Raw genomic sequence first — 19,857 nt, forward strand, 5'->3', positions numbered from 1 at the left:
CGGGCGATATCTAACTAGCCCGACACCCCTGGCAACTTCCCATTATCTGGCCCGGCATTGCGGCTGATGGCAGCCAGATAGCGTTGCGCTTCTTCCCAGGTAATGGTGACATCGGTAGGTACATCGTCTTGTGCTGTTGCGAGCATGGCTTCTTCTTGCTGGCGTTTTTGTGCTTGCTGTTCTTTCTTCTGACGCAGCTGTTCTTCCTTTTGGCGTAGTTGGGCGTCTTCGATGGCGCGCAAACGGTTTTGCCTGGCGATGAGTGCATGCAGTGCGGCGCTGGCGTGTTCGCGTCTTTGCTTTTCCAGTTCTTTACGTTGCCGCCTTTGTTCGGCACGCTGGCGGGCAGCGGCTTCTATGGGCGATTCCTTAATGCCTGCCTTGCTGACGTTCACTTTACCCTGCACTGCACCCAGGCCTGGTTTGCCGGCAGTTTGCAAGGCTTGCAGCAATGCCCGCACACTGACGGGGCGCTGGTCTGGCTGGATGGCGAAGCCGCTTTGCAAGACTTGCCATTGTGCGGCATTGAGTGCGGCGGGCGGCATGGGATGTTGTTGTGGATGACGGTATTCGCCAAAGGGCATGGCCGTTTCCAGCATCTGGTAGATCATGACGGCAACTGCATACACATCCAGACCCGGACTGTGCTGATGGCTGCCTGCTTCTGGCGCGCGGTAGCCGGCGGTGCCTGCATAGGGTGAACGTGATGGCGTCATGCCTGTGGAAACAAGCCCGGCTTCAGTGTGGCTGCGCAAACGGGCCGAGATACCAAAGTCCAGCAATTTGATATCGCCAGCCTGCGTCAGCAAGAGGTTGCCGGGTTTTAAATCACGATGGACGAGTTTGTGTTTGTCCCATGCATAGTGGAGGGCATCGGCCACGGGGCCAAGCATGTCCAGCACTTGCCTGAGGGTGCAACGGCTGTGTTTGGCCAGATAATTTTCCAGGTCTTGCCCATCCAGGTATTCCATGATGATGAAATAGCTGCTGGTGGCAGGGTCACGCGCCCAGTCATATACCCTGACGATATGTTCATGCGCCAGCCTGCGCACCAGAGATGCTTCTTCCACCAGCAGGCGCGCATGCATGGTACTTTGGGTCAACTGCGGCGACAAAATCTTGAGTGCCACCATTTCGCTATGGCCCAGCTCTGCCTGGGTTGCCAGGTCTGTGGCTTGCCACACCTGGCCCATGCCACCCTGCCCTAACAGGCGCTCCAGCCGATAGCGTTTGGACAATCCGCCCACTTCTTGCCCCGCCAGAAAACCGAGGTCGGTGCCCTGGCTATTCTCTTGTGCAGGTTTGCTGGCCTGCCGGGAGATAACAGGGGCAAGTTCGGTATCGAGTATGGCGTCTTTACGCTGCTTGAATTCGTCTTCTGTCAGCAGCCCTTCATCCAGCAATGCGCGCAATTCACGGATTTTTTGTATTGGCGTTTGCATAGTTTTGATAGCAGCTACTTTTCTTGGAACCTGTTTCCGATCTTACTGCGCGAGCGTGATCGGGGCTCATGCGCTGCTCAAAATGCTCATGTACTTAAGTACATTCCGCTTTTTGCGCTGCTCTTCACCCCGCTGACGCTCGCTCGCTACAGATCGTAAACAGGTTCTTAAACGGTAAAATCAATTGTTGTCGTGCAGTGTGTTATTTCTTTGATTGACCAATCATGTCATTTTCATTTGCGACCACCATGCCCGGTTTGTGAAGCGCGGTGGTTGGCGTTTTGCGCCATACTCAGATCGATCTCGTGGCGTCTTTGCTGTTCGGTTTCTCTTTGTTGCCGCTCGTCCTGGATGCGTTCCTGCAGCATCTTGACGGCCTGTTCCCAGGTCATACCTTGTTGCACGCTGGCCATGGCACTCATGGCTTGGGCCGCGTGTGCTGACATGCCGGCCTGCATGGCCAGAATTTGTTCTGCCGTCAAACTGGCTTGTGTCTGGATTTTGACAATCTCGGCCAGGGCAACTGCATTGGGCGCATCGGCAGTGGCGATCTTGCCGGTTTCGCTGAAGTTGGCAATCGCGCTCATACGCTCGATGGCGATGCGGGCCAGCAAGGCATCGTGCGCCTGTTGTGCCTGACGCTGTTCACGTTCCAGATTCAGTCTGGCGAACTGGTCGACATGCTCTGCTTCTGCCTGTTGCAATTCTCTTTGCCAGCGGCGTTCGTCATCCTGCTGTTTAAGTTGCTGGCGCAGGGTTTCTGCTTCTATCTCTGCCATTGTTGTCTGATGGCGTTGTTGCTGCGCTTGTTGTTCAAACAGAGACTGGGCTTTCAAGGTGTTGAGCAGTTTTTCATGCTGAACCATGGCATCGGCCTGGTTGTCGCCGCGCTGGATGCTATTGACCTTTTCTTGCAACTGGCTCAGTTGTAGCCCGGTATCGGCGTCACTGATGCTGTCTTCACGCAACAGGGCACGTTTGCGTTGTTGCTGCAATTCTTCTTCCCAGGCTTGTATGCGCTGGAATTCACGTGCCTTGGCTTCGGCTTCTATGCTGATGAGGATGAGACGGCTCTTTTGTTCTTCGTCTTCCAGTTCCTGTTCACGGCGTGCCAGTTGGTTTTGCTTGTGACGCAGTAATTCCGTCTGGGCTTTTTGCTGGTCTTGATCGGCGATCAGGCTGGCCTGGGCGACTTCATGTTCCAGCTGGAATTTTTGTAACTGATGCTGGATTTTTTGATGCATCAGTTGCGCGGCTTCTTTGCTTTGCAACTGGGTGATTTCTGATTCTGAACGCATCTTGATGCGCGCCAGGGTACGTATGTGCAGCCACTGGTCAGCTTCGTTCTGGCGATGTTCTGACTTTTGTTTGAGGCTGTGTTCCAGCTCTTTGATGGTCTCTGCGGCACCACGTTCCAGCGCATGCTTGCGGCTAGTGGCTTCGACGACGCGGCCATATAATTCCAGCTCGCGCGCGCGTATGGCTTGCAGGCGTTCGTTTTCATCCTGGCGCAGCTTGGCACGGCCCAGGCGTTTCTTGGCGTTTTCCAACTGGCCTTGCATATACAGCCAGCCCAGGTCTTTACCAAATTGCTGGCGCATTTCTTCACGCCGGTAACGAAGGCGGATTTGCTCTTCCTGTTTGGCGACTTTTTGCCATTCGCTATTGGTGTAGATGGCATCCAGGCGCTTGCTGTGTTCCAGCTGTGCGCGCTGGCCGTCGATGACCAGATGCAGGGTGCCGATTTTTTCGCTGATTTTTTCCCTGTCATCCGTCAGCTTGTCGTGACGCACTTCACGGGTGACCGCCTGGGTTGCCACAAAGCCGTATTGGGCTATCATCTGGTTCAGGGCGGACAGCAGGCGTTCATCAAGTTGCTGGCGCAGATGGAGATTGTCTTGCAGTTCGCGCAGCGATTGCGCACCCAAAAATTCAACCGCGATCTGGCGCACCATGGGTTCCAGCAATTGCTGCAATTGCTGGCAGGTGATGATGCCAGGCGCATGCATGAAGTGTTTGGCAAATGCAGGCACATCGGCAATCTTGACGCTGACCACAAACTTGGCAACGATCGCCAAAAATTCTGCCGTATGCAAATCATCAAAACTGAATAGCAAGGCAAAGGGGTTGAGACGTGTCAGCAAGATTTCTGCCGCCTGCTCTGTTTGCAAACCCGCTAGCTGGCCAAAAATATCCTTGTCCACATAATCACCGGCATGTAATTCAACAATCTGGCTATCTTGCAGCACATAGGCGCGCGCACAGACGGGGATATGCAGATTTTGTCTGGTGATACTACTCAGTGGGCGCACGCCAAAAAAAAGGGCGACTTCATTCTCGGTCGGTAACCAGCGGTTATGGTGCAGCACGGCGTCATGCCTGGGGCTGCTCAACATCAAACCGCAATGCGTGCAATACACGGCTGCTTGTATATTGTTGTGGTCACAACGGGGACATTTGAGTTTGGCAGTACTAAAAATACTAAAAGTACTAAACGGGCTGGACAGACTGAACATGCGAGACTCCTCCGGTGCGGGGACATGAATTTTGCACCTGAGCAAAAATGGTAGCACCGGGGGTGGATTTGAAAGAGGTGAACAGAAGGAGGAATCGGGCTTAGATCGGGGCATTGGCGGCGCATGGTAAGGTAGATGCCGCACCTTTGCAATTGTTCACATTGGTCAAGGAACGATTTTGAGGTAAAAATACCTTTTGGTACGCGCCAGTTATTGGGAAAGTTATAATACAGAACGCTCAAAGATGAGATTTATATCAGATTTGCTACCCCCTCATTTCAACAAAGCAATAATCTTATTCAATATCTACTACATGAAAACTTTTCGGCCCACCTTGCTGTTATTGAGCATCTCTTTATTTGTACCTGCCGGTCATGCGGCGGATAAGGAAGTCGGCGCTTTGCTGATGTCGGGGGAATGGCGACAGGACGTCGGCAGTTATGGCGTGCCGAAGCAATTTGAAAAAATATTACCAGCCAAATGGCCGAAAAATGACTGGGTTTCCCTGTCCATCAAGGACAACTTGTTAGAAATAGCCCCTGCTTCAGATAAAGAGAAAATGCCGGACTGGATGCAAAAAATCGTAGGGCAAATCCCGGAAAAGGATCAGCAAGCCAATATGGAAGGCGAAAGGGCGCAGGAATATGATGGACTTCAATACCTGCGCGTACCGGGTGTCAAATTCAAAACAGGCAAACAGCCTATCTATGTATTCAAAAATGGAACAGGTACTTTACAACCGCAACTGGATTATCAGTATCATCTGGAATTGAATGGCATACCATTCGGCCTGCGCGTACAGAATGGTTTGAAAGGAAAAAATGGTGCGCCTTATGGTGAAGGTGCGACTTACTTCATCGAATACGATGGCAAGAAATTTGAGTATGCGCTAGGTTATTTTGGTTGGGATTCGCGCGTTCTCGCTATCGCAGATATCGATGGTGATGGTTTTCCTGATTTCATTATCGATATCAATGGCTCAAATAGCGGGGGTAGGTTTGTTTTATTGTCCTCCACCGCCAAACCAGGTAAGAATGCACCTACAGCATCTTTGCATAGTTGGGGATGTTGAAGTTGTCAGGCGACCTTCCCCTGAACATTGACGTACGGCACATTGAAATAACGGCAGCCCGTTGGTAGCTGCGGTAGTGCTTTTACGCCTACAAGGCCGTCCAGCCGTGTGTCTTGCAAAGTTTGAGCGTTCCTGTACCAAAAACCAGCCTTGGAATGGAATAGCAACGGCAATGCTGGTGCTGCATTTGTATCTGAAGAAATTGGGTGGGTTTCTGGTTTCATCAGGTACAACAATTCTGTATCCAGATTGGCATCTGCATCGCCAATGATGATGGCATGCGGCAGTATGGCCAGGACTTGCAGCTTCACTATGCCTCTGACGCTGGCGCAGAATTCGATTTGCATGCCAGCCAGCAATGGATAGGGCTGATTTTTCTCCAGGTTGACGCCATCCAGCAAGGTGCCGTAGCGTGATACATCGGTAATCTCTGCATCCTGGGCTTTTCTGCGGATGATGGCGTGGCGGGCGCTGATGCGGCGGGTCAGTCGGGCATTTTCTGATGCGCCACTGCTGCTGTGGCATAGCAGGATATCGGCCTGGGGTTGTGGCTCCATGCGACCGAGTACCCATTCATTCTGGGCGAAGAGCCGGATAGTGCTGTGCGGCTGCGTCTTATCTCTTGCTGCCAGGCTGGCCGAATTTGTTACAGATTTGATTGCACTGGTGACTGTATTGCTGACCGCCTTGACTGGCGTCTTTGCGACAGTTGGTAGGGCAACTGGCCCGGGTTTGGCGGGTGCTTCCTGGTCCGCCGCGACTTCGATCAATTCTTCATCCCACGCAATGGTGCCCATGGCGATTTCATATTTGCCCGTGGGTGAGCGCATGTCGAGCTTGGCGATGGATGCATCTTTGGCATTGATTTCTATATTCATATTGCCCTGCGCATAGCCGTTGGATTGCCCTAGCCCGCTGAGGGTGGCAATCGCACCATTTTCTGCCATGACCCGGACATTTTTTTGTGCAGCTAAATAGACGCTATGGACTTCTGTCAATGAGACATCTGACCGTGGGATGAAGAGCACGCTGGTGCACAGCCATTTGCGCAGGATGCTGTCTGCCTGTTCGTATAAGAGGGCGACTTCCAGCGGGTATTGTCCATGCTCTTTGTTTTTGGAGGTGAAGCTGATCAGCAGTGGTTGCCATTGACCGGACGCGGTGCGCAATAGCCTATGTGTGGATGCTCCAGCGGCAATCAGGTCTGAACGTAAATGCACGGCCAGGCTGCGGATGTCCGGCGGCAGTGTGCCACGCAATTCCAGCCGTATGGTTTGACGGCCACCTGCTGCGCGTGGGTCATACCCGCTGAAATGCAGGTGCAGATTGGCTGGCGCAGTTGGTACCGCTTGCCGGGTGATGACGCCTGCAGATGCCTTTAACACGGCGGTGCGGCTGGTGCTGACCTGCGCGGCTTGCGTGTGGCCAGCGGCGCAGATGGCTTCGCCTTCAGCCACCCAATGCGTGCAATAGGGGTGATCCGGGGCTTGGCATTTTTTCATGGTAAGACAGGGTCACAGTACGGGCGATGATCCTACTATAGAGGGCAAAGCGCCAGATCATATTGGCGAACAAGGCTGGCTTTTGCCATTTGCTTGCGGGATGCTCGGGTAGTTGCGTTGACCTGCCATCGCCCCTACATTACCCTTGTCGGTTCCGATATGCTGCATTTCGCATTTGCTACGATTTTTTTTGCAGAATGTTTGTGAAATGTCTGTTACCAATATGCCATCCCTGTTTTGGAAAATGCAATGAAAAAAATCGTCGTCAAATTTGGTGGTTCCAACCTGCGTCAGCCTGAAGATATCAATCGCGTCGTCAACGTAGTACAAACTTACCAGCGCCCGCTGGTGCTGGTGGTGTCGGCGTTTTATGGCATTACCAATGCATTGATTGCCTGCGTGCAAGCCGCCAAAGAAGGTGCGGGCACGGCAGCCGCCCTGGCCGAAAGCCAGAATTACACACTCAATCTGCGCGCATTGAAAAAACAGATCCTGGAAGCGAATATCAGCGATGCAGCGCAGCGTGCGCGTATAGAAAAAGCACTGGCAGTGCGCCTGGATCAGTTAGACCGTTATCTGACGGGCATACATTGCATAGGCGACGTACCCACTTTCGTGAATGATGCCATCCTCAGCTATGGCGAGCGCTTGTCCAGCCTGTTGCTGACTGAAGTCTTGCTGAGTCGTGGCATCAAGGCGCGTGAAGCCTTGCCTGAAGATATAGGTTTGGTCACGGATGGTGTGTTCGGCAATGCTGCCTGCGATTTTAAAGTCAGTGCACCGGCTGTCGCCAAGGCACTGGAAGGGGATGAAGTGATAGTCGTACCCGGCTTTTATGGCGTAGACAGCAATGGCAAGGCGACGTTGTTTGGGCGCGGCGGTTCGGACTATTCAGCTGCCTCCATTGCCTGTTGCATAGGGGCCGAATCGCTGGATGTGTGGAAGGATGTCGATGGTTTCCTGAGCGCCGACCCCGGCACGGTGGCGGTGCCGCACACGATCACGCAATTGAATTACCTGGAGGCAGCCGAACTGTCTTACTTTGGTGCCAAGATTTTACATCCGCGCACGGTAGAACCTTTGTTTGACCAAAATATTCCTATCCGTATCTTGAACATCACCCGCCCGGAACGCGGCTTGCAGCCCTACACCATCATCAATGCGCAACGCAAGGTGACGCGCGATGTGGTGAAAAGCGTCACGTCGACCGAAGACGTGGCGATACTCAAGCTGCATGGCCCCGGCGTGGGATTCAAGCCAGGCATCCTGGCACAGGTGACCCAGACGCTGGATGCGAATGGTATCAATATCAAGAGTGTGCTGACGGCGCAGACCGCGATTAATATCCTGGTGTCACGCGACCATCTCGATGCTGCCTATGCAGCGCTGGTGGAACATCATCTGGCAGGCGTGGTCGAAGTGTCACGCAATGATGAAGTTGCCATCGTCGCGGTGGTGGGCGACGGCGTGCTGGAAGCATCCGACGTAGGCGGTGCCATTGCCAGCCGCGCCCTGTCGGCTGCCATTGCTGCCGGAGTGCATGTCTGCCTGGCTGCTGCCGGGGCCAGCGAAGTGGCAGCGTATATGCTGGTGCAGCAGGATGACAGGAAGCTGGCTTTGCAAGCCATACACGCGGAGTTCTTTGGGGGGTGAGGGGTTCGGCGCTTGCAGCTTTTGTTGTCTTAAAAATCAGACTTTGATGCTTTCCGGCAAAAAATTCTGTCGTGATCAAGGAAAGCCGCTGGGCTCCAGCCTGCGCTCACTGCTGTCCGGAATAATGTACCTGATAAAAAATGACCAGGACGCCCCCTCCCCTTCAAGGGGAGGGCTGGGGTGGGGATGGGTTTCGGTCGATTAATGATAGATGAATTTACGTCGGAAACCCATCCCCATCCCAACCTTCCCCTTGAAGGGGAAGGGGCCTAGAAGGCAGTTTTTGCCGAAGAAATATTAATTTAATAATCATGTCTTCAATGAAGAGAAATTGCTGCAACACTGCCGGTCTTTGAGGTTCAGAACGAGTCAAGATAATTATTCCGGTCAATCCTGACAACAGTGAGCCTTCGCAGAAAACAAAATACTAGACGACTGGTCTAATTTGTTTTAGAATGCAAACCATGACTACTCCGCGCGCCGATGTCAGGCAACATATCCTCGATACAGCCAAGCCCATTATTTTGGGCAAGGGCTTTTCTGTGGTCGGTTTGAATGAAGTATTGACAGCCGCAGCGGTGCCCAAGGGTTCGTTTTATCACTATTTCAAATCCAAGGAATTGTTTGGTGAAGCCTTGCTGGATGATTATTTTGCTGGCTATCTGGCAGCGATTGATGCGCTCTTGAAAACCAGTGAAGAACCGGCAGCCCAGCGCCTGATGCGCTACTGGCAAGGCTGGTTGCCGGAACGCCCGGGCGAAAGTGTGCAATGTCAGTGTCTGGCGACGAAACTGGGTGGCGAAGTATCCGATTTGTCTGAAGCCATGCGACTGGCCTTGCAACATGGCACGGACAGCATTATTGCCCGTCTGGCCGACTGCATGCGCGAAGGCATTGCCGATGGCTCGCTGCCTGCAGATCTGGATGCGGCCCATTGCGCCCAGACCCTGTATCCGATGTGGCTGGGTGCGGCTTTGCTGGCCAAGATACGGCGTGACATGAGTTCGCTGGAGAATGCGATGCAAGCCACCCGCAAGATGCTTCAGTTGTAATTCAGTTGTAAAAGTCGCTAAAACCCAAAACGAATTTCCTGAAGTTGATATGAATATAAACGATTTATCTTTGCAAGTTTTTTATAGACGACCAGTCTAATTTTTATCTTGAAGTATCTTAATTAAGCTACACGTAGCATTTCAATTGTGGCTGATCTGCCTTGATTTTTAAGCCTTGATTTTTAAGTTTTTCTGTTTGCTTTTTGCTACCCCACACACCCCGATAAAGGAAAAAGAAATGTTATTCAACCCTCTGCAAACTGGTTCTGTTTCACTGCCTAACCGTATCCTGATGGCACCACTGACACGTGCACGTGCTGACGCCGGCCACATGCCTAACGCCCTGATGGCGGAATACTATAGCCAGCGCGCCAGTGCCGGCCTGATCGTTACTGAATGCACGATGGTGGCTGAAAACACCTCCGCCTTCTATGCTGAACCAGGCATTTACAACGCTGAACAAGTCGCTGCCTGGAAAGTCGTGACGGATGCCGTGCATGCCAAAGGCGGCAAGATTTTTATGCAGATCTGGCACGCCGGTCGCGCCGCTGTGCCTGCATTCAATAACGGTATAGAAAACGTAGCGCCAAGCGCCATCGCCATTGATTCGGAAGTGCAAACGCCGAACGGCAAGATCCCCAATGCTGTTCCACGCGCATTGCGTCTGGATGAAATCCCTGCACTGGTGGCCGCTTATGTGCAAGGTGCAAAAAATGCGATTGCTGCCGGCTTTGACGGTGTTGAAGTACATGGTGCCAATGGTTACCTGATCGACCAGTTCTTGCGTGACAGCGCCAATCAACGTACAGACAACTATGGCGGCTCTATCGAAAACCGCGCACGTTTCCTGTTTGAAGTACTGACTGCAGTCAACGCCGCCATCGGCTCTGACAAGGTTGGTCTGCGCCTGTCCCCTCTCAATAGCTATAACAGCATGAAGGACAACGATCCGCTGGCTTTGATTTCTTACCTGACTACCCGTCTGAATGATTTCAAACTGGCTTATCTGCACCTGATGCGTTCTGATTTCTTCCAGGCACAAACTGGCGATGTCCTGACCGTTGCCCGCGAAAACTACAAAGGCGTGTTGATCGGCAATATGGGTTACAACGCCGAAGAAGCCAACCAGGCTATCAGCAGCGGCAAGCTGGACGCGATTGCTTTTGGCACCAGTTTCCTGGCCAACCCTGATCTGCCAGCACGTATCAAACAAGGTGCAGCATTGAATGCGCCTGATGCGTCGACTTTCTATTCCCCAGGTGCCAAGGGTTATACCGATTACCCTAGCCTGCAAGCTGCGTAATTGAACGCAGTCAAACTCGTTGCGATGAAAATGCCCGGACCTGTCCGGGCATTTTTTATGTCTGCTCAATTTGAGTCAGCATGCACCAGCCTGCTGCGGAAAAACGCCAGTATCTCATCCCGTGCTGCCAGCGTTGGCTGACCTGCTTCATCAATCAAATGCGCGGTGACGACGCTGTGTGGTGTGGTCACGTAACGTTTGAAGAACGGGGCGGTGTCCTGATTCGCTGCGCTGTCTGGTAAGACACGCGAGATGAAGCGTTCACCCAGTGCTTCTGCAAATGCAGCAAAGCGCTGGGCACGGCAAAAGGCATCACCTTCAAAACGGTATGCCATGACAGTCAGGTCTTCGTCTTCCAGTCGTTGCCGTATGACTTGCAGCTCTGCCGTATCCAGGCCGGTACCTGCCGGGTCATCCATGGGCAGCGACGGTTGCGACACCACGGGGGCAAGCACTGCCGGTTCCAGCATCATCGACAAGGCAAAATTGCCGGTAAAGCACATGCCTATGGCACCCACGCCAGGGCCTCCACATTCAGCATGCGCCAGTTTTGCCAATGCCCTTAACCACAAGGTGACCGGGCTGGAACCCTTGCCGGCAAAGGCGCGAAATTCTGCATTGACGCAGGCTTTCTGGAATACGGCGGCGCCCTCTTCTGCCGTCGCCACCACACCATCACGACCAAACAAGGAAGGCATGTAGACGGTAAAACCCGCATCGCGCACCCAGCGCGCAAAGCGTGCCACATGCGGGCTGATGCCAGGCATTTCTGTCATGACGATGACGGCGGGCCCGCTGCCATTGCTACTGCCACTATCCGTAAGGTACACACGTTTGCTGACATCATTGAGTGTTATTTCGCGCGGCGTAAAATCGGACAAGGGGTCATCGGCACGCATGTCTTGTTTATTGATGTCTTGTTTATTGATGCCTTGCGTGCTGATATCTTTGATGGGGATGGACATGGATGCTCCTGTCTGATGTGGAGCTTGCAGTGTAAGTCTGCATACCAGGCACGGGTAGCGGGGGTTTGGCCAATATCAGGGCTGAATTGGCCATACATGCAGTGCATGTAGAATACGCAGGAATTCTACCCATGGCAGTTTAGCGGAGCAAACACGATGCTTAACAAATGCAGGCTGCAATATCACTCTAATCACTCTATAGCGCTGACGCGGGTACTTGTTCTATTCTGTGCCGTGACGGTACCAGCGCTGGCAGCAGATATGCTGAATGTGGGTTCCAAACGCTTTACCGAATCGTATGTGTTAGGTGAAGTATTGACGCAGACCGCTGCGCCCCATGCCTCTGTGCGCCATCAGCAGGGCTTGGGTAATACGGCAATCGTGTTTAATGCGCTGAAGACCGGCAGCATTGATATCTACCCGGAATACATGGGCACCATCAATACCGAAATCCTCAAGCACGACAGCACATTAAGCCTGCCGCAAATGCAGGCTGAACTGGCTTTGCAAGGCCTGGGTGTAGCCGTGCCGCTGGGTTTTAATAATACCTATGCGCTGGCGATGCTGCCCAAGGATGCCAACACATCACCAACAACACTGACAGACCTGGCGGCGCAGCCCGGCTTGCGCTTTGGCCTGTCGCATGAATTTTTAGGGCGCGCCGATGGCTGGCCGGGCCTGGTCAGGCGCTATCACCTGCCACAACAGGCAACCGGGCTGGACCACGGCATTGCGTATGAAGCCCTGGCTGCGGGCCAGGTCGATGTCATCGATATTTATTCTACAGACGCCAAGATCAGGCAACTGGGCTTGCGTGTGCTGACCGATGATGCGAATTACTTCCCCCGCTATGACGCCGTGTTGCTGTACAGGCTGGACATGCCGGCACGCTTCCCGCAAGCATGGGCGGCGATTCAGCAACTGGAAGGCAAGATCAATAATGCGCAAATGATTGCCATGAATGCGGCGGTGGAAATCGACGGCCAAAGTTTTGCCCAGGTGGCGCAGCAATTTGTGGCGAAAGCCCCTGGCACGCCAGCGGCGCGAGAAAGTTTTATGCACAAGTTGTTTGGCCCGGATTTTATTCGTCTGACATCGCAACACCTGTTGCTGGTACTGCTGGCGATTGCTGTGGCCAGTGTGTTGGGCATACCACTTGGCATCGTCGCCGCTTTTAGTCCGCGCCTGCGTGAAGTGGTCATGAGCATGGTCGGCATTTTGCAAACCATACCTTCATTGGCTTTGCTGGCGATGCTGATACCACTATTGGGGATGATAGGTTTTACGCCGGCCCTGATTGCCCTGTCGCTGTATGCCTTGCTGCCCATCGTACGCAATACCAGCGTTGGCATAGCCCAGGTACCGGCAGGCTTGCGCCTGGCAGCACATGCACTGGGTCTGTCAACACGTGACCGCTTGCTGCACATCGATTTGCCACTGGCACTGCCGACCATTTTGGCGGGCATCAAGATCGCAGCCGTCATGAGCGTGGGCACGGCCACCATCGCCGCCTTCATCGGTGCTGGTGGTTATGGCGAACGCATCGCCATAGGCCTGGCCCTGAATGACAACCAGATGCTGCTGGCCGGTGCCCTGCCTGCTGCTGCGCTGGCTTTATTGACGCAATGGGGCTTTGATTTCCTGGAGAGACTGGTAGTGAAAACCGCGGATACCGCGCATAAACAGGGCTGACGCACATCGCCACAAATAATTTGCGGGCAGAAATTGTTACAACTTCGGTAATTTATTGACACATAATTTCTTGCACCAAAATATCGGACGGGCATAATGAACTGTCAACATTGAATAGTTCATTACCATGTTCAAACGCCTTCTGTCTGTGTTTAGCAGTAACAAATCATCCGGCAAAACCGCGCCGGCATCCACACCAAAACCAGCAACCCCGGCAGCCCCCGCAAGCCCATCTGTCACACCCACAGTGATATCAGCGACCACCAGCACCAAAGCAGCTACCCCAGCCGAGATCGAAAACGGCGAACCCATCACGGCCTATGATGCGCAAGGCCGCCAGGTCATGGTGCCACGTAATGAATGGCGTGAAAAAGTTTTGTTGCCCAGCATCGCAGAAAAATCGAATGATCCCGATGCCCTGTACAACATCATCATGACTGCGCTGAATGATGGCTTTGCCAAAGACCTGGTGCCAGCAGCAGAACGCCTGCTAGCCATCGACACCATCGCCGAACGCGGTTACACCGTACACGGTATCGTCTTGCTGGAAAACGGCAGATTGCCAGAAGCCGAAGCAACGCTGAAAGCCGGCATGCAAAAAATCGGCGCCACCGGCACCCTGCTGACCAATCTGGCCAAGGTCATCTGGGAAGCCGGTGACCAAGCCGCAGCCAAAGACATACTCTGGCAAGCCATACAAGCCGCCCCGAACCTGGAAAACAGCCTGATGTGGTGGTTGGCCATAGAACGTGAACAACATGGCGACGTCGCCTACCTGGAAGCCCTGCACACCGTCTGCACCCTGCCGCAGACCTGGCGTGCACAACTGGTGCTGGCGCAATACTATCTTGAACAAAACCACCCGGAAACCGCCGTCAACCTGTACCAAAAGGTGCTGCACGCAAAGCTGTTTGACGCCAGCGCACTGGCCAGTATTTCTGGCGCGCTAGGCAGCCACGGCCATATCACCAATATCATCGAACTGATCGCCCCCGTCTACCAGCCAGAGCGCCACGACCCCATGGCCGGCCTGAACCTGCTGCGCGCCTACCAGCAACTGCGCCGCAACAAGGAAGGGCAAGCTTTGCTGAACAAAATGCGGGCCGTAGACCTGGGGCCGTATCAACATTACCTGAATGAATTTGCGCGGAGTTTTGGTGAAATGCGGGTAGCTTAATCCAGGCACAATGATGAATCAAAATGCAAATTTATGGCTATCAATCCGACCTAAAAACCTGCCTTATACACGACCGTAACTAGTATAATTTCATTGGAAAGTTAGATTAACCAAGTTTAATCTATAGAAAACCAATGGATTTCTCTTTACTCTTGCCTGATGAAATTTGCGTAAAACGCGGTGAACGGGCGCGTGAGCGGCGTTTGCTGCTGAACGTCAGCGTAGAAGAGTTGGCGCAACGCACAGGTGCCTCGGCACAAACAGTCAGCAGTTTTGAACGTACAGGCAAATGTACGCTGACTAACTTTGTCCGCCTACTGGAGTCCTTGAATTCGACGCCAGATTTACAAACAATGCTGGTACCCCAAACCCATAGCATAGAAGATATGCGGGCAAAGTCCGTAGTGCAAGTCAGGCAACGGGCTTATCGCAAAAGCAAAAGCTCATCATGAAAGAGCTTAAAGTCAACTACAACGCGCGTGGCGTCTCACTGTGGCTGGGGACACTGGGCGACGACGGTCGTAACATCTTGTTCCAGTATTCGCCAGTCGCAATTGCACGTGGCCTCGAACTTTCCCCTATACGCCTGCCACTACGACCAAACGCCTATCCTGACAAACAGATGAATTACCTGACCATCAGGCGCGTGCCTGGATTGATCTACGATTCCTTGCCTGACAGTTGGGGTTTCCAGTTGATGAATCGTCGCATGAAAGCCAAAGGGATAGACACTGACAAAATTTCAGTTCTGGACAGACTCGCCTATCTTGGTAACAACACCATGGGAGCCTTAACATTTGAACCTGCCAGCGAATGCAATCCGGAAGTCACAGACCTTGCATTAATTGACCTTGCAAAAGAAGTGCGGGCAGTGGAGACAGATGATCGCCACAAGGTCTTGGCCGAACTGGCTAAAGCAGCTAGCTCACCCGGCGGCGCACGCCCCAAGGCCCTGGTCTATTACAAACCTGCAACGGGACAGGTGAGCACTGAATATATGCCCAACGCAGAAGCCTGGCTGATGAAATTTCCTGCAAAAGAAGATGCCAAGGATAGTTGCGCACTGGAAGAACTGTATGCACGTCTGGCACGAAAATGTGGCTTGGGCATGGGCGACACGCAATTCTTTGAATTGCCCGATGGCCTGACAGCATTTGGCACCAAACGTTTTGACCGTGAGCATGGACAACGGATCCACGTGCATTCATTAGCTGGCTTATTGCATGTCAACTATCAAATACCCGCCCTGGGCTACAGCGAATTCATGCGCGCAACGCGCAGGCTGACACGCGATGCCAGGGAACTAAAAAAAGCATTCCAACGCTGCGTCTTCAACGTATTGATGAACAACCGCGACGACCATGCAAAAAACCTGTCCTACCTGCTCAATAAAAATCAGGAATGGGAACTCGCCCCACCTTACGACCTGACCTATTGTCGCGGCTACCAGGGTGAACATTTCATGGACGTTGCTGGCGAAGGCAAATCACCAACGCGGGCACATATTTTGAAAGTGGCGCAAGACGGCGCCCTGAAAGACAAAGAGGCGCAGCATATGATGGATGAAGTGCTGGATTTAATTACTGCGGCTGATTTCAAGAATGCTGCACGGGATTTGCCTGTCTCAAAGAAAACATTGAGCATGGTGGGTAAGGCTGTTGAGGTGAATCGGTCAAGACTCCGTTTCCCAGTTGAGTTATAAGCGAAGGATATTTAAGTAATCCAATATCTCATTTTTCTTTATGATTCTATTTATCCCAAAGTGGAGTTCGCGGTGACAATTAGGACAAAGAGCTGCGACATTATCTAAGCTGTCATTTCCTTCTTCAGAAAGAGAAACGATATGATGCACCTCTAAGTAAATACTATTGTCATCTCTATGAAATGGGACCTCTCTACACGAGGGCATTTCACATTGCCCGTTTGCTCGTAAGAGAGCAGCTCTGACAACATATGGATTTCTGACAAAATCTAATCTTTCGATTCGTTTGCGCTTTGGCGTCCCTCTGGCGAGTTTAGCTTTATTAAAAATAGTGTTTGCATCTGCGCAACTGGCAATTTGTTTTTCAACCAGTTCAGAATCAGTGCCAGAATTATCTAACTTCATGGCAAAAATCTCATTCCCAATATTGCCAATTAAAACATTGTCGCCTTCATTTAACCACTCCGTAATGAACGCTAGTCCTATCCTTGCTTCCGGCGGTCTATTAGGATCCGTAAGGCGAAGCGAGTTATAGTAGGACATGCTAACAGTTCTACCACTTTCATTCAGAATCTTAATCGCAATTAGACGATGAGGAGAATTTACCGAAGGAAAAATACCAGCGGCTTCCAGTGTTCTTTTTTGCTCCTGATTGGGGACATATGCATGTTTTTCCTTATCGGTAAATGATACCTTCTTGCACCCCGAGTTATCGAATAGTTGTTTCAAACTCAAAATTAATTCTCCAAATAAGAGTCCAATTACACCGAGATTTCGTCAAAAAACAGATCCTATTACATCCGATTTTTCTTCATCGGCCATTTCTCTCGAAGCATAAATTTAATGAAATGACACTCTAAATTTTATCACTTCACATCTATTTTTTCATCAAAAAATGCTTTAAAAGTAATCACATTTATTTTATCTTTGTAGCAGGACTCTTTTGCTTTTTTCAACGACTCAGGCACCACAAGGCATATTTCCTGACGCTGCATATCGTCAATAGCATCAGCAGAAACACGATCATCCACAGTCGCCAAAAATATGGCACAGTTAAATTTTTCCATGGCGATTTGCTTCCAGCGTTCACGAAGCGTAGTCTTTGCCGACAAGATAAGCGCATCGCCAAAATCTCTATTCACGTCATTTAACGTAATTAAATTGGGTAAAACAAAATCTGGCCTACGTCCACCTGTGACGGCCTGTTCTTCAAATAATATTTTCCCATCCGTTAAGAGGCGGGCGATGTGCTGTTCAAATGACCTGCCTGCACGCGACTTCCTATGCTGACTAGCACTTAAAAAAGTAGCGTCAAGTTGCGGAAATCCACGGACTACTGATTGAACAATATTTGATCCGCTAGTGGTGATGATTCGCACGACCTCTGCAGCTCGATGACGCAGCTCTGCGCGTTTATATAACTTATATTCGATATCCCGACTTATGTGCATTAGTGCATCTCCCGGATTCGACATAGCAAATGGATTCAAACTCTCAAGCCCGTGTTCTTGCATATATGCTGTTTGCGCTTGCGCGGCAAGTAACTGCGGTGAGGGTAATTTAGAAACTGCTGCGATAAACGCTGCCAGGGTGCCTGCGTTAAAGCTGTGGCTTAATTCTTCAATCAGAGCGTCTGTTTCATTTTGCGGAACACTGATAAATTTTTGGGGATCAAATAGGCCAAAATGGAAATCGGCAGGCAAATCAAAAAGTGACTCAAGAAGCTCTGCCTCTTCGCACCCAGAGTCAATGACCATGAACCAATGATGTGCGTCGCCTTGCGACTCTCGCAAGATTCCTCCCAACATCAGCGAAGCAGGTGTTACCCCGGCAAAATGCTCTTTCGGGACACCCGTAAAATGCATTTCAGGGCCCTTGTTCGAATAGTGCTTTAAATTCGAAGCTTTATATTCTCCTGTTGCGGGCCAAAGCGTTGCAAACGGTGTTTCAAAAATATGTGGCTTTGCTGCATTTATATTGCGTAATTTTGGGAAAAAATCAGCCTCTCTGATTTCACGTGGAATATAGACACCATTCTGATGTCCGTATTCGTGGCTATCTGCCCACAAACAATCATTCCTGGATAATTTCTTGACAAAAAGTTTTTCGCTTTTGCTTATCCAATTTTGAATTTCTTGCTGATGCACGTGAATCACAGGACTCGCCTTTTTAAAATATTTGATGTTGTCTTAGATCTGATGTTGAGCACGGCCTTCTGGTTTGAAGGTAGTCATAAATACGGGGTAGGCAACTTCATATACCTGATCACCGTGCATTTGAAACATTATATCTATCAGTGATTTCAGTTGCCCGCACTCAAAATCAGTAAACATTGATTCACCAGTTTTAATTACGACCATGTCGGCTGGATCATCGTCAGGATGAAAAAGAATGCCTCTTTGTTCCATTTCGGCGAACCATAACTGCAGACCATGTAAATCATTACTTTTCAAAAGCGGGATGCGGGAGATCATCGTCATAACTCCTAAAAATTAACTACCATTTCCGGAAACTCGGGATACTGCATTTCATCTTCACAAATAAACGGCTTCATGACGCGTGCGACTTCCGCCATCACGTTTACAACGACTGAATTACCAAATTGTTTGTATCCACGTGTATCGGATACTGGAATTTTGAAGGTATCAGGATATCCCATCAAGCGAGCGCATTCACGCGGCGTAAGACGACGGGGATTTTTATCCTCGCCTTGATAGACCAATATTTCTGATCCGTCTTTATGGTAACGCGCAGACAAAGTGCGGGTTACCGATTCACCAGTAACCAACCCGAATCCGAAACCATTACCCTTTTCTCTATGTTTCGCCGCATAATTTTGCAGATAAATCCAAAGGTTATTAGTCAACGTATATTTAGCAGGAACGCATTGATTGGCGTGATCGAAATATTTGTTGTCATCCCAGGCCAAAACTGGTTCTGTACCATCAGTTTTATGCAAAATACTGGCTAATTTGACTTGATTTTTTTCTGGCAAATTCAAGATACTCCAGTCAAAGGCCACCGGCTCACGAAAGCCAACAATGATGATACGTTCACGATGTTGAGGAACGAAATGAGCTCCATCAATTACCTTGCAGTGGATGTGATAACCCAACTCTTCTGTCAATGTACGTTTAATGACATCGAATGTTCTTCCCTTATCGTGAGACATCAGGTTTTTGACATTTTCAAGCAAAAAAGCACGCGGCCTTTTCGCTTGAAGAATTCTTGCTACATCAAAAAATAATGTTCCCTGAGTTGCATCAGCAAACCCATGGGCACGGCCAAGGGAATTTTTCTTTGATACACCCGCAATTGAAAACGGTTGACAAGGGAATCCTGCTAACAATACGTCATGATCAGGCACGTCATATGCATCAATTTGGGTAATATCACCATTGATCATATGTTCTGCTGGGAAATTTTCGGCATATGTTTTTTGCGCATAACTGTCCCATTCGCTTGTAAATACACAACGCCCTCCAATTTGCTGGAATCCTGCACGTATTCCCCCAACACCGGCAAACAAATCTATAAACCGAAATTCCGCATCAGCCTCTGACGGCCTCTCAAGCGGCAAAATCAGTTGTTTAAGTGCTGCGACAACGTACGGTGCTGGTGAAGACTGGCGCGCCTCCCAGCGACGAATAGTGCGTGGATCAACATTTAACTTTTTAGCAATATCACTTTGAGAAAAACGTTCGCGAGCCAATGTAAGATAAGACATTGCTTCGTCGTGCCCTGCTGTATGGAGAACCGTAACCATTTTGAACGCTCTAAA

The 19,857-nt window shown here is 50.9% G+C and carries 16 protein-coding genes; 8 read left to right on the plus strand and 8 right to left on the minus strand.

The window, feature by feature from the left end:
• Positions 1-14 precede the first annotated feature (14 nt).
• Positions 15-1,442, minus strand: a complete 1,428-nt coding sequence (locus ACO0K9_RS10225; protein WP_422984455.1) for a protein kinase domain-containing protein — start codon at positions 1,440-1,442, stop codon at positions 15-17.
• Between the two features lie 233 nt (positions 1,443-1,675).
• Positions 1,676-3,958 carry a hypothetical protein gene (locus tag ACO0K9_RS10230; protein WP_422984457.1) on the minus strand — a complete coding sequence of 761 codons (2,283 nt, stop codon included), beginning with the start codon at positions 3,956-3,958 and terminating at the stop codon, positions 1,676-1,678.
• 196 nt (positions 3,959-4,154) lie between these two features.
• Between ACO0K9_RS10230 and ACO0K9_RS10235 the strand changes: the two genes are divergently transcribed.
• Entirely contained in the window at positions 4,155-5,030 is an 876-nt protein-coding gene (locus tag ACO0K9_RS10235; RefSeq protein ID WP_422984459.1) for a hypothetical protein, read from the plus strand.
• Between the two features lie 5 nt (positions 5,031-5,035).
• Here the strand turns inward: ACO0K9_RS10235 and ACO0K9_RS10240 are convergent, their stop codons facing one another.
• A complete protein-coding gene (locus ACO0K9_RS10240) occupies positions 5,036-6,532 on the minus strand; it encodes an FHA domain-containing protein (protein ID WP_422984461.1) in 1,497 nt (498 codons plus the stop codon).
• Between the two features lie 249 nt (positions 6,533-6,781).
• Here ACO0K9_RS10240 and ACO0K9_RS10245 point away from each other — a divergent pair, with 249 nt between their 5' ends.
• From ACO0K9_RS10245 to ACO0K9_RS10255, 3 genes are all read left to right on the plus strand, one after another.
• Entirely contained in the window at positions 6,782-8,185 is a 1,404-nt protein-coding gene (locus ACO0K9_RS10245; RefSeq protein ID WP_422984463.1) for an aspartate kinase, read from the plus strand.
• 464 nt (positions 8,186-8,649) lie between these two features.
• Positions 8,650-9,237 carry a TetR/AcrR family transcriptional regulator gene (locus ACO0K9_RS10250; protein ID WP_422984465.1) on the plus strand — a complete coding sequence of 196 codons (588 nt, stop codon included), beginning with the start codon at positions 8,650-8,652 and terminating at the stop codon, positions 9,235-9,237.
• Between the two features lie 238 nt (positions 9,238-9,475).
• Positions 9,476-10,540: an alkene reductase gene (locus tag ACO0K9_RS10255; RefSeq protein ID WP_422984467.1), complete on the plus strand. Its 1,065-nt coding sequence runs from the start codon at positions 9,476-9,478 to the stop codon at positions 10,538-10,540.
• Between the two features lie 65 nt (positions 10,541-10,605).
• On the opposite strand, the gene ACO0K9_RS10260 is transcribed toward ACO0K9_RS10255, so the two are convergent.
• On the minus strand, positions 10,606-11,439 hold the full coding sequence (locus ACO0K9_RS10260; protein WP_422984793.1) for a dienelactone hydrolase family protein: 834 nt from the start codon (positions 11,437-11,439) through the stop codon (positions 10,606-10,608).
• A 222-nt stretch (positions 11,440-11,661) separates the two neighbouring features.
• Here ACO0K9_RS10260 and ACO0K9_RS10265 point away from each other — a divergent pair, with 222 nt between their 5' ends.
• From ACO0K9_RS10265 to ACO0K9_RS10280, 4 genes are all read left to right on the plus strand, one after another.
• Positions 11,662-13,197, plus strand: coding sequence for a glycine betaine ABC transporter substrate-binding protein (locus tag ACO0K9_RS10265; protein WP_422984469.1), 1,536 nt, complete (start codon positions 11,662-11,664; stop codon positions 13,195-13,197).
• A gap of 127 nt (positions 13,198-13,324) precedes the next feature.
• Positions 13,325-14,374, plus strand: a complete 1,050-nt coding sequence (locus ACO0K9_RS10270) for a hypothetical protein (RefSeq protein ID WP_422984471.1) — start codon at positions 13,325-13,327, stop codon at positions 14,372-14,374.
• A 134-nt stretch (positions 14,375-14,508) separates the two neighbouring features.
• The gene (locus ACO0K9_RS10275) at positions 14,509-14,826 is read left to right on the plus strand and encodes a helix-turn-helix domain-containing protein (RefSeq protein ID WP_422984473.1); all 318 of its coding nucleotides are present in this window, start codon (positions 14,509-14,511) and stop codon (positions 14,824-14,826) included.
• Entirely contained in the window at positions 14,823-16,076 is a 1,254-nt protein-coding gene (locus ACO0K9_RS10280) for a type II toxin-antitoxin system HipA family toxin (RefSeq protein WP_422984475.1), read from the plus strand. The genes ACO0K9_RS10275 and ACO0K9_RS10280 overlap by 4 nt, the downstream gene beginning before the upstream one ends.
• Here the strand turns inward: ACO0K9_RS10280 and ACO0K9_RS10285 are convergent.
• The 4 genes from ACO0K9_RS10285 to dcm form a co-directional block, all read right to left on the minus strand.
• On the minus strand, positions 16,071-16,811 hold the full coding sequence (locus tag ACO0K9_RS10285; RefSeq protein ID WP_422984477.1) for an HNH endonuclease: 741 nt from the start codon (positions 16,809-16,811) through the stop codon (positions 16,071-16,073). The genes ACO0K9_RS10280 and ACO0K9_RS10285 overlap by 6 nt on opposite strands.
• A 131-nt stretch (positions 16,812-16,942) precedes the next feature.
• Positions 16,943-18,223 carry a type II restriction endonuclease gene (locus tag ACO0K9_RS10290; protein WP_422984479.1) on the minus strand — a complete coding sequence of 427 codons (1,281 nt, stop codon included), beginning with the start codon at positions 18,221-18,223 and terminating at the stop codon, positions 16,943-16,945.
• A 42-nt stretch (positions 18,224-18,265) separates the two neighbouring features.
• Positions 18,266-18,550, minus strand: a complete 285-nt coding sequence (locus ACO0K9_RS10295) for a hypothetical protein (RefSeq protein WP_422984481.1) — start codon at positions 18,548-18,550, stop codon at positions 18,266-18,268.
• A gap of 11 nt (positions 18,551-18,561) precedes the next feature.
• On the minus strand, positions 18,562-19,803 hold the full coding sequence (gene dcm, locus ACO0K9_RS10300; protein ID WP_422984795.1) for a DNA (cytosine-5-)-methyltransferase: 1,242 nt from the start codon (positions 19,801-19,803) through the stop codon (positions 18,562-18,564).
• Between the last annotated feature and the right edge of the window lie 54 nt (positions 19,804-19,857).

Origin of the sequence: Undibacterium sp. Ji50W, from assembly GCF_049340445.1 — a bacterium.
GTDB lineage: Bacteria > Pseudomonadota > Gammaproteobacteria > Burkholderiales > Burkholderiaceae_D > Undibacterium.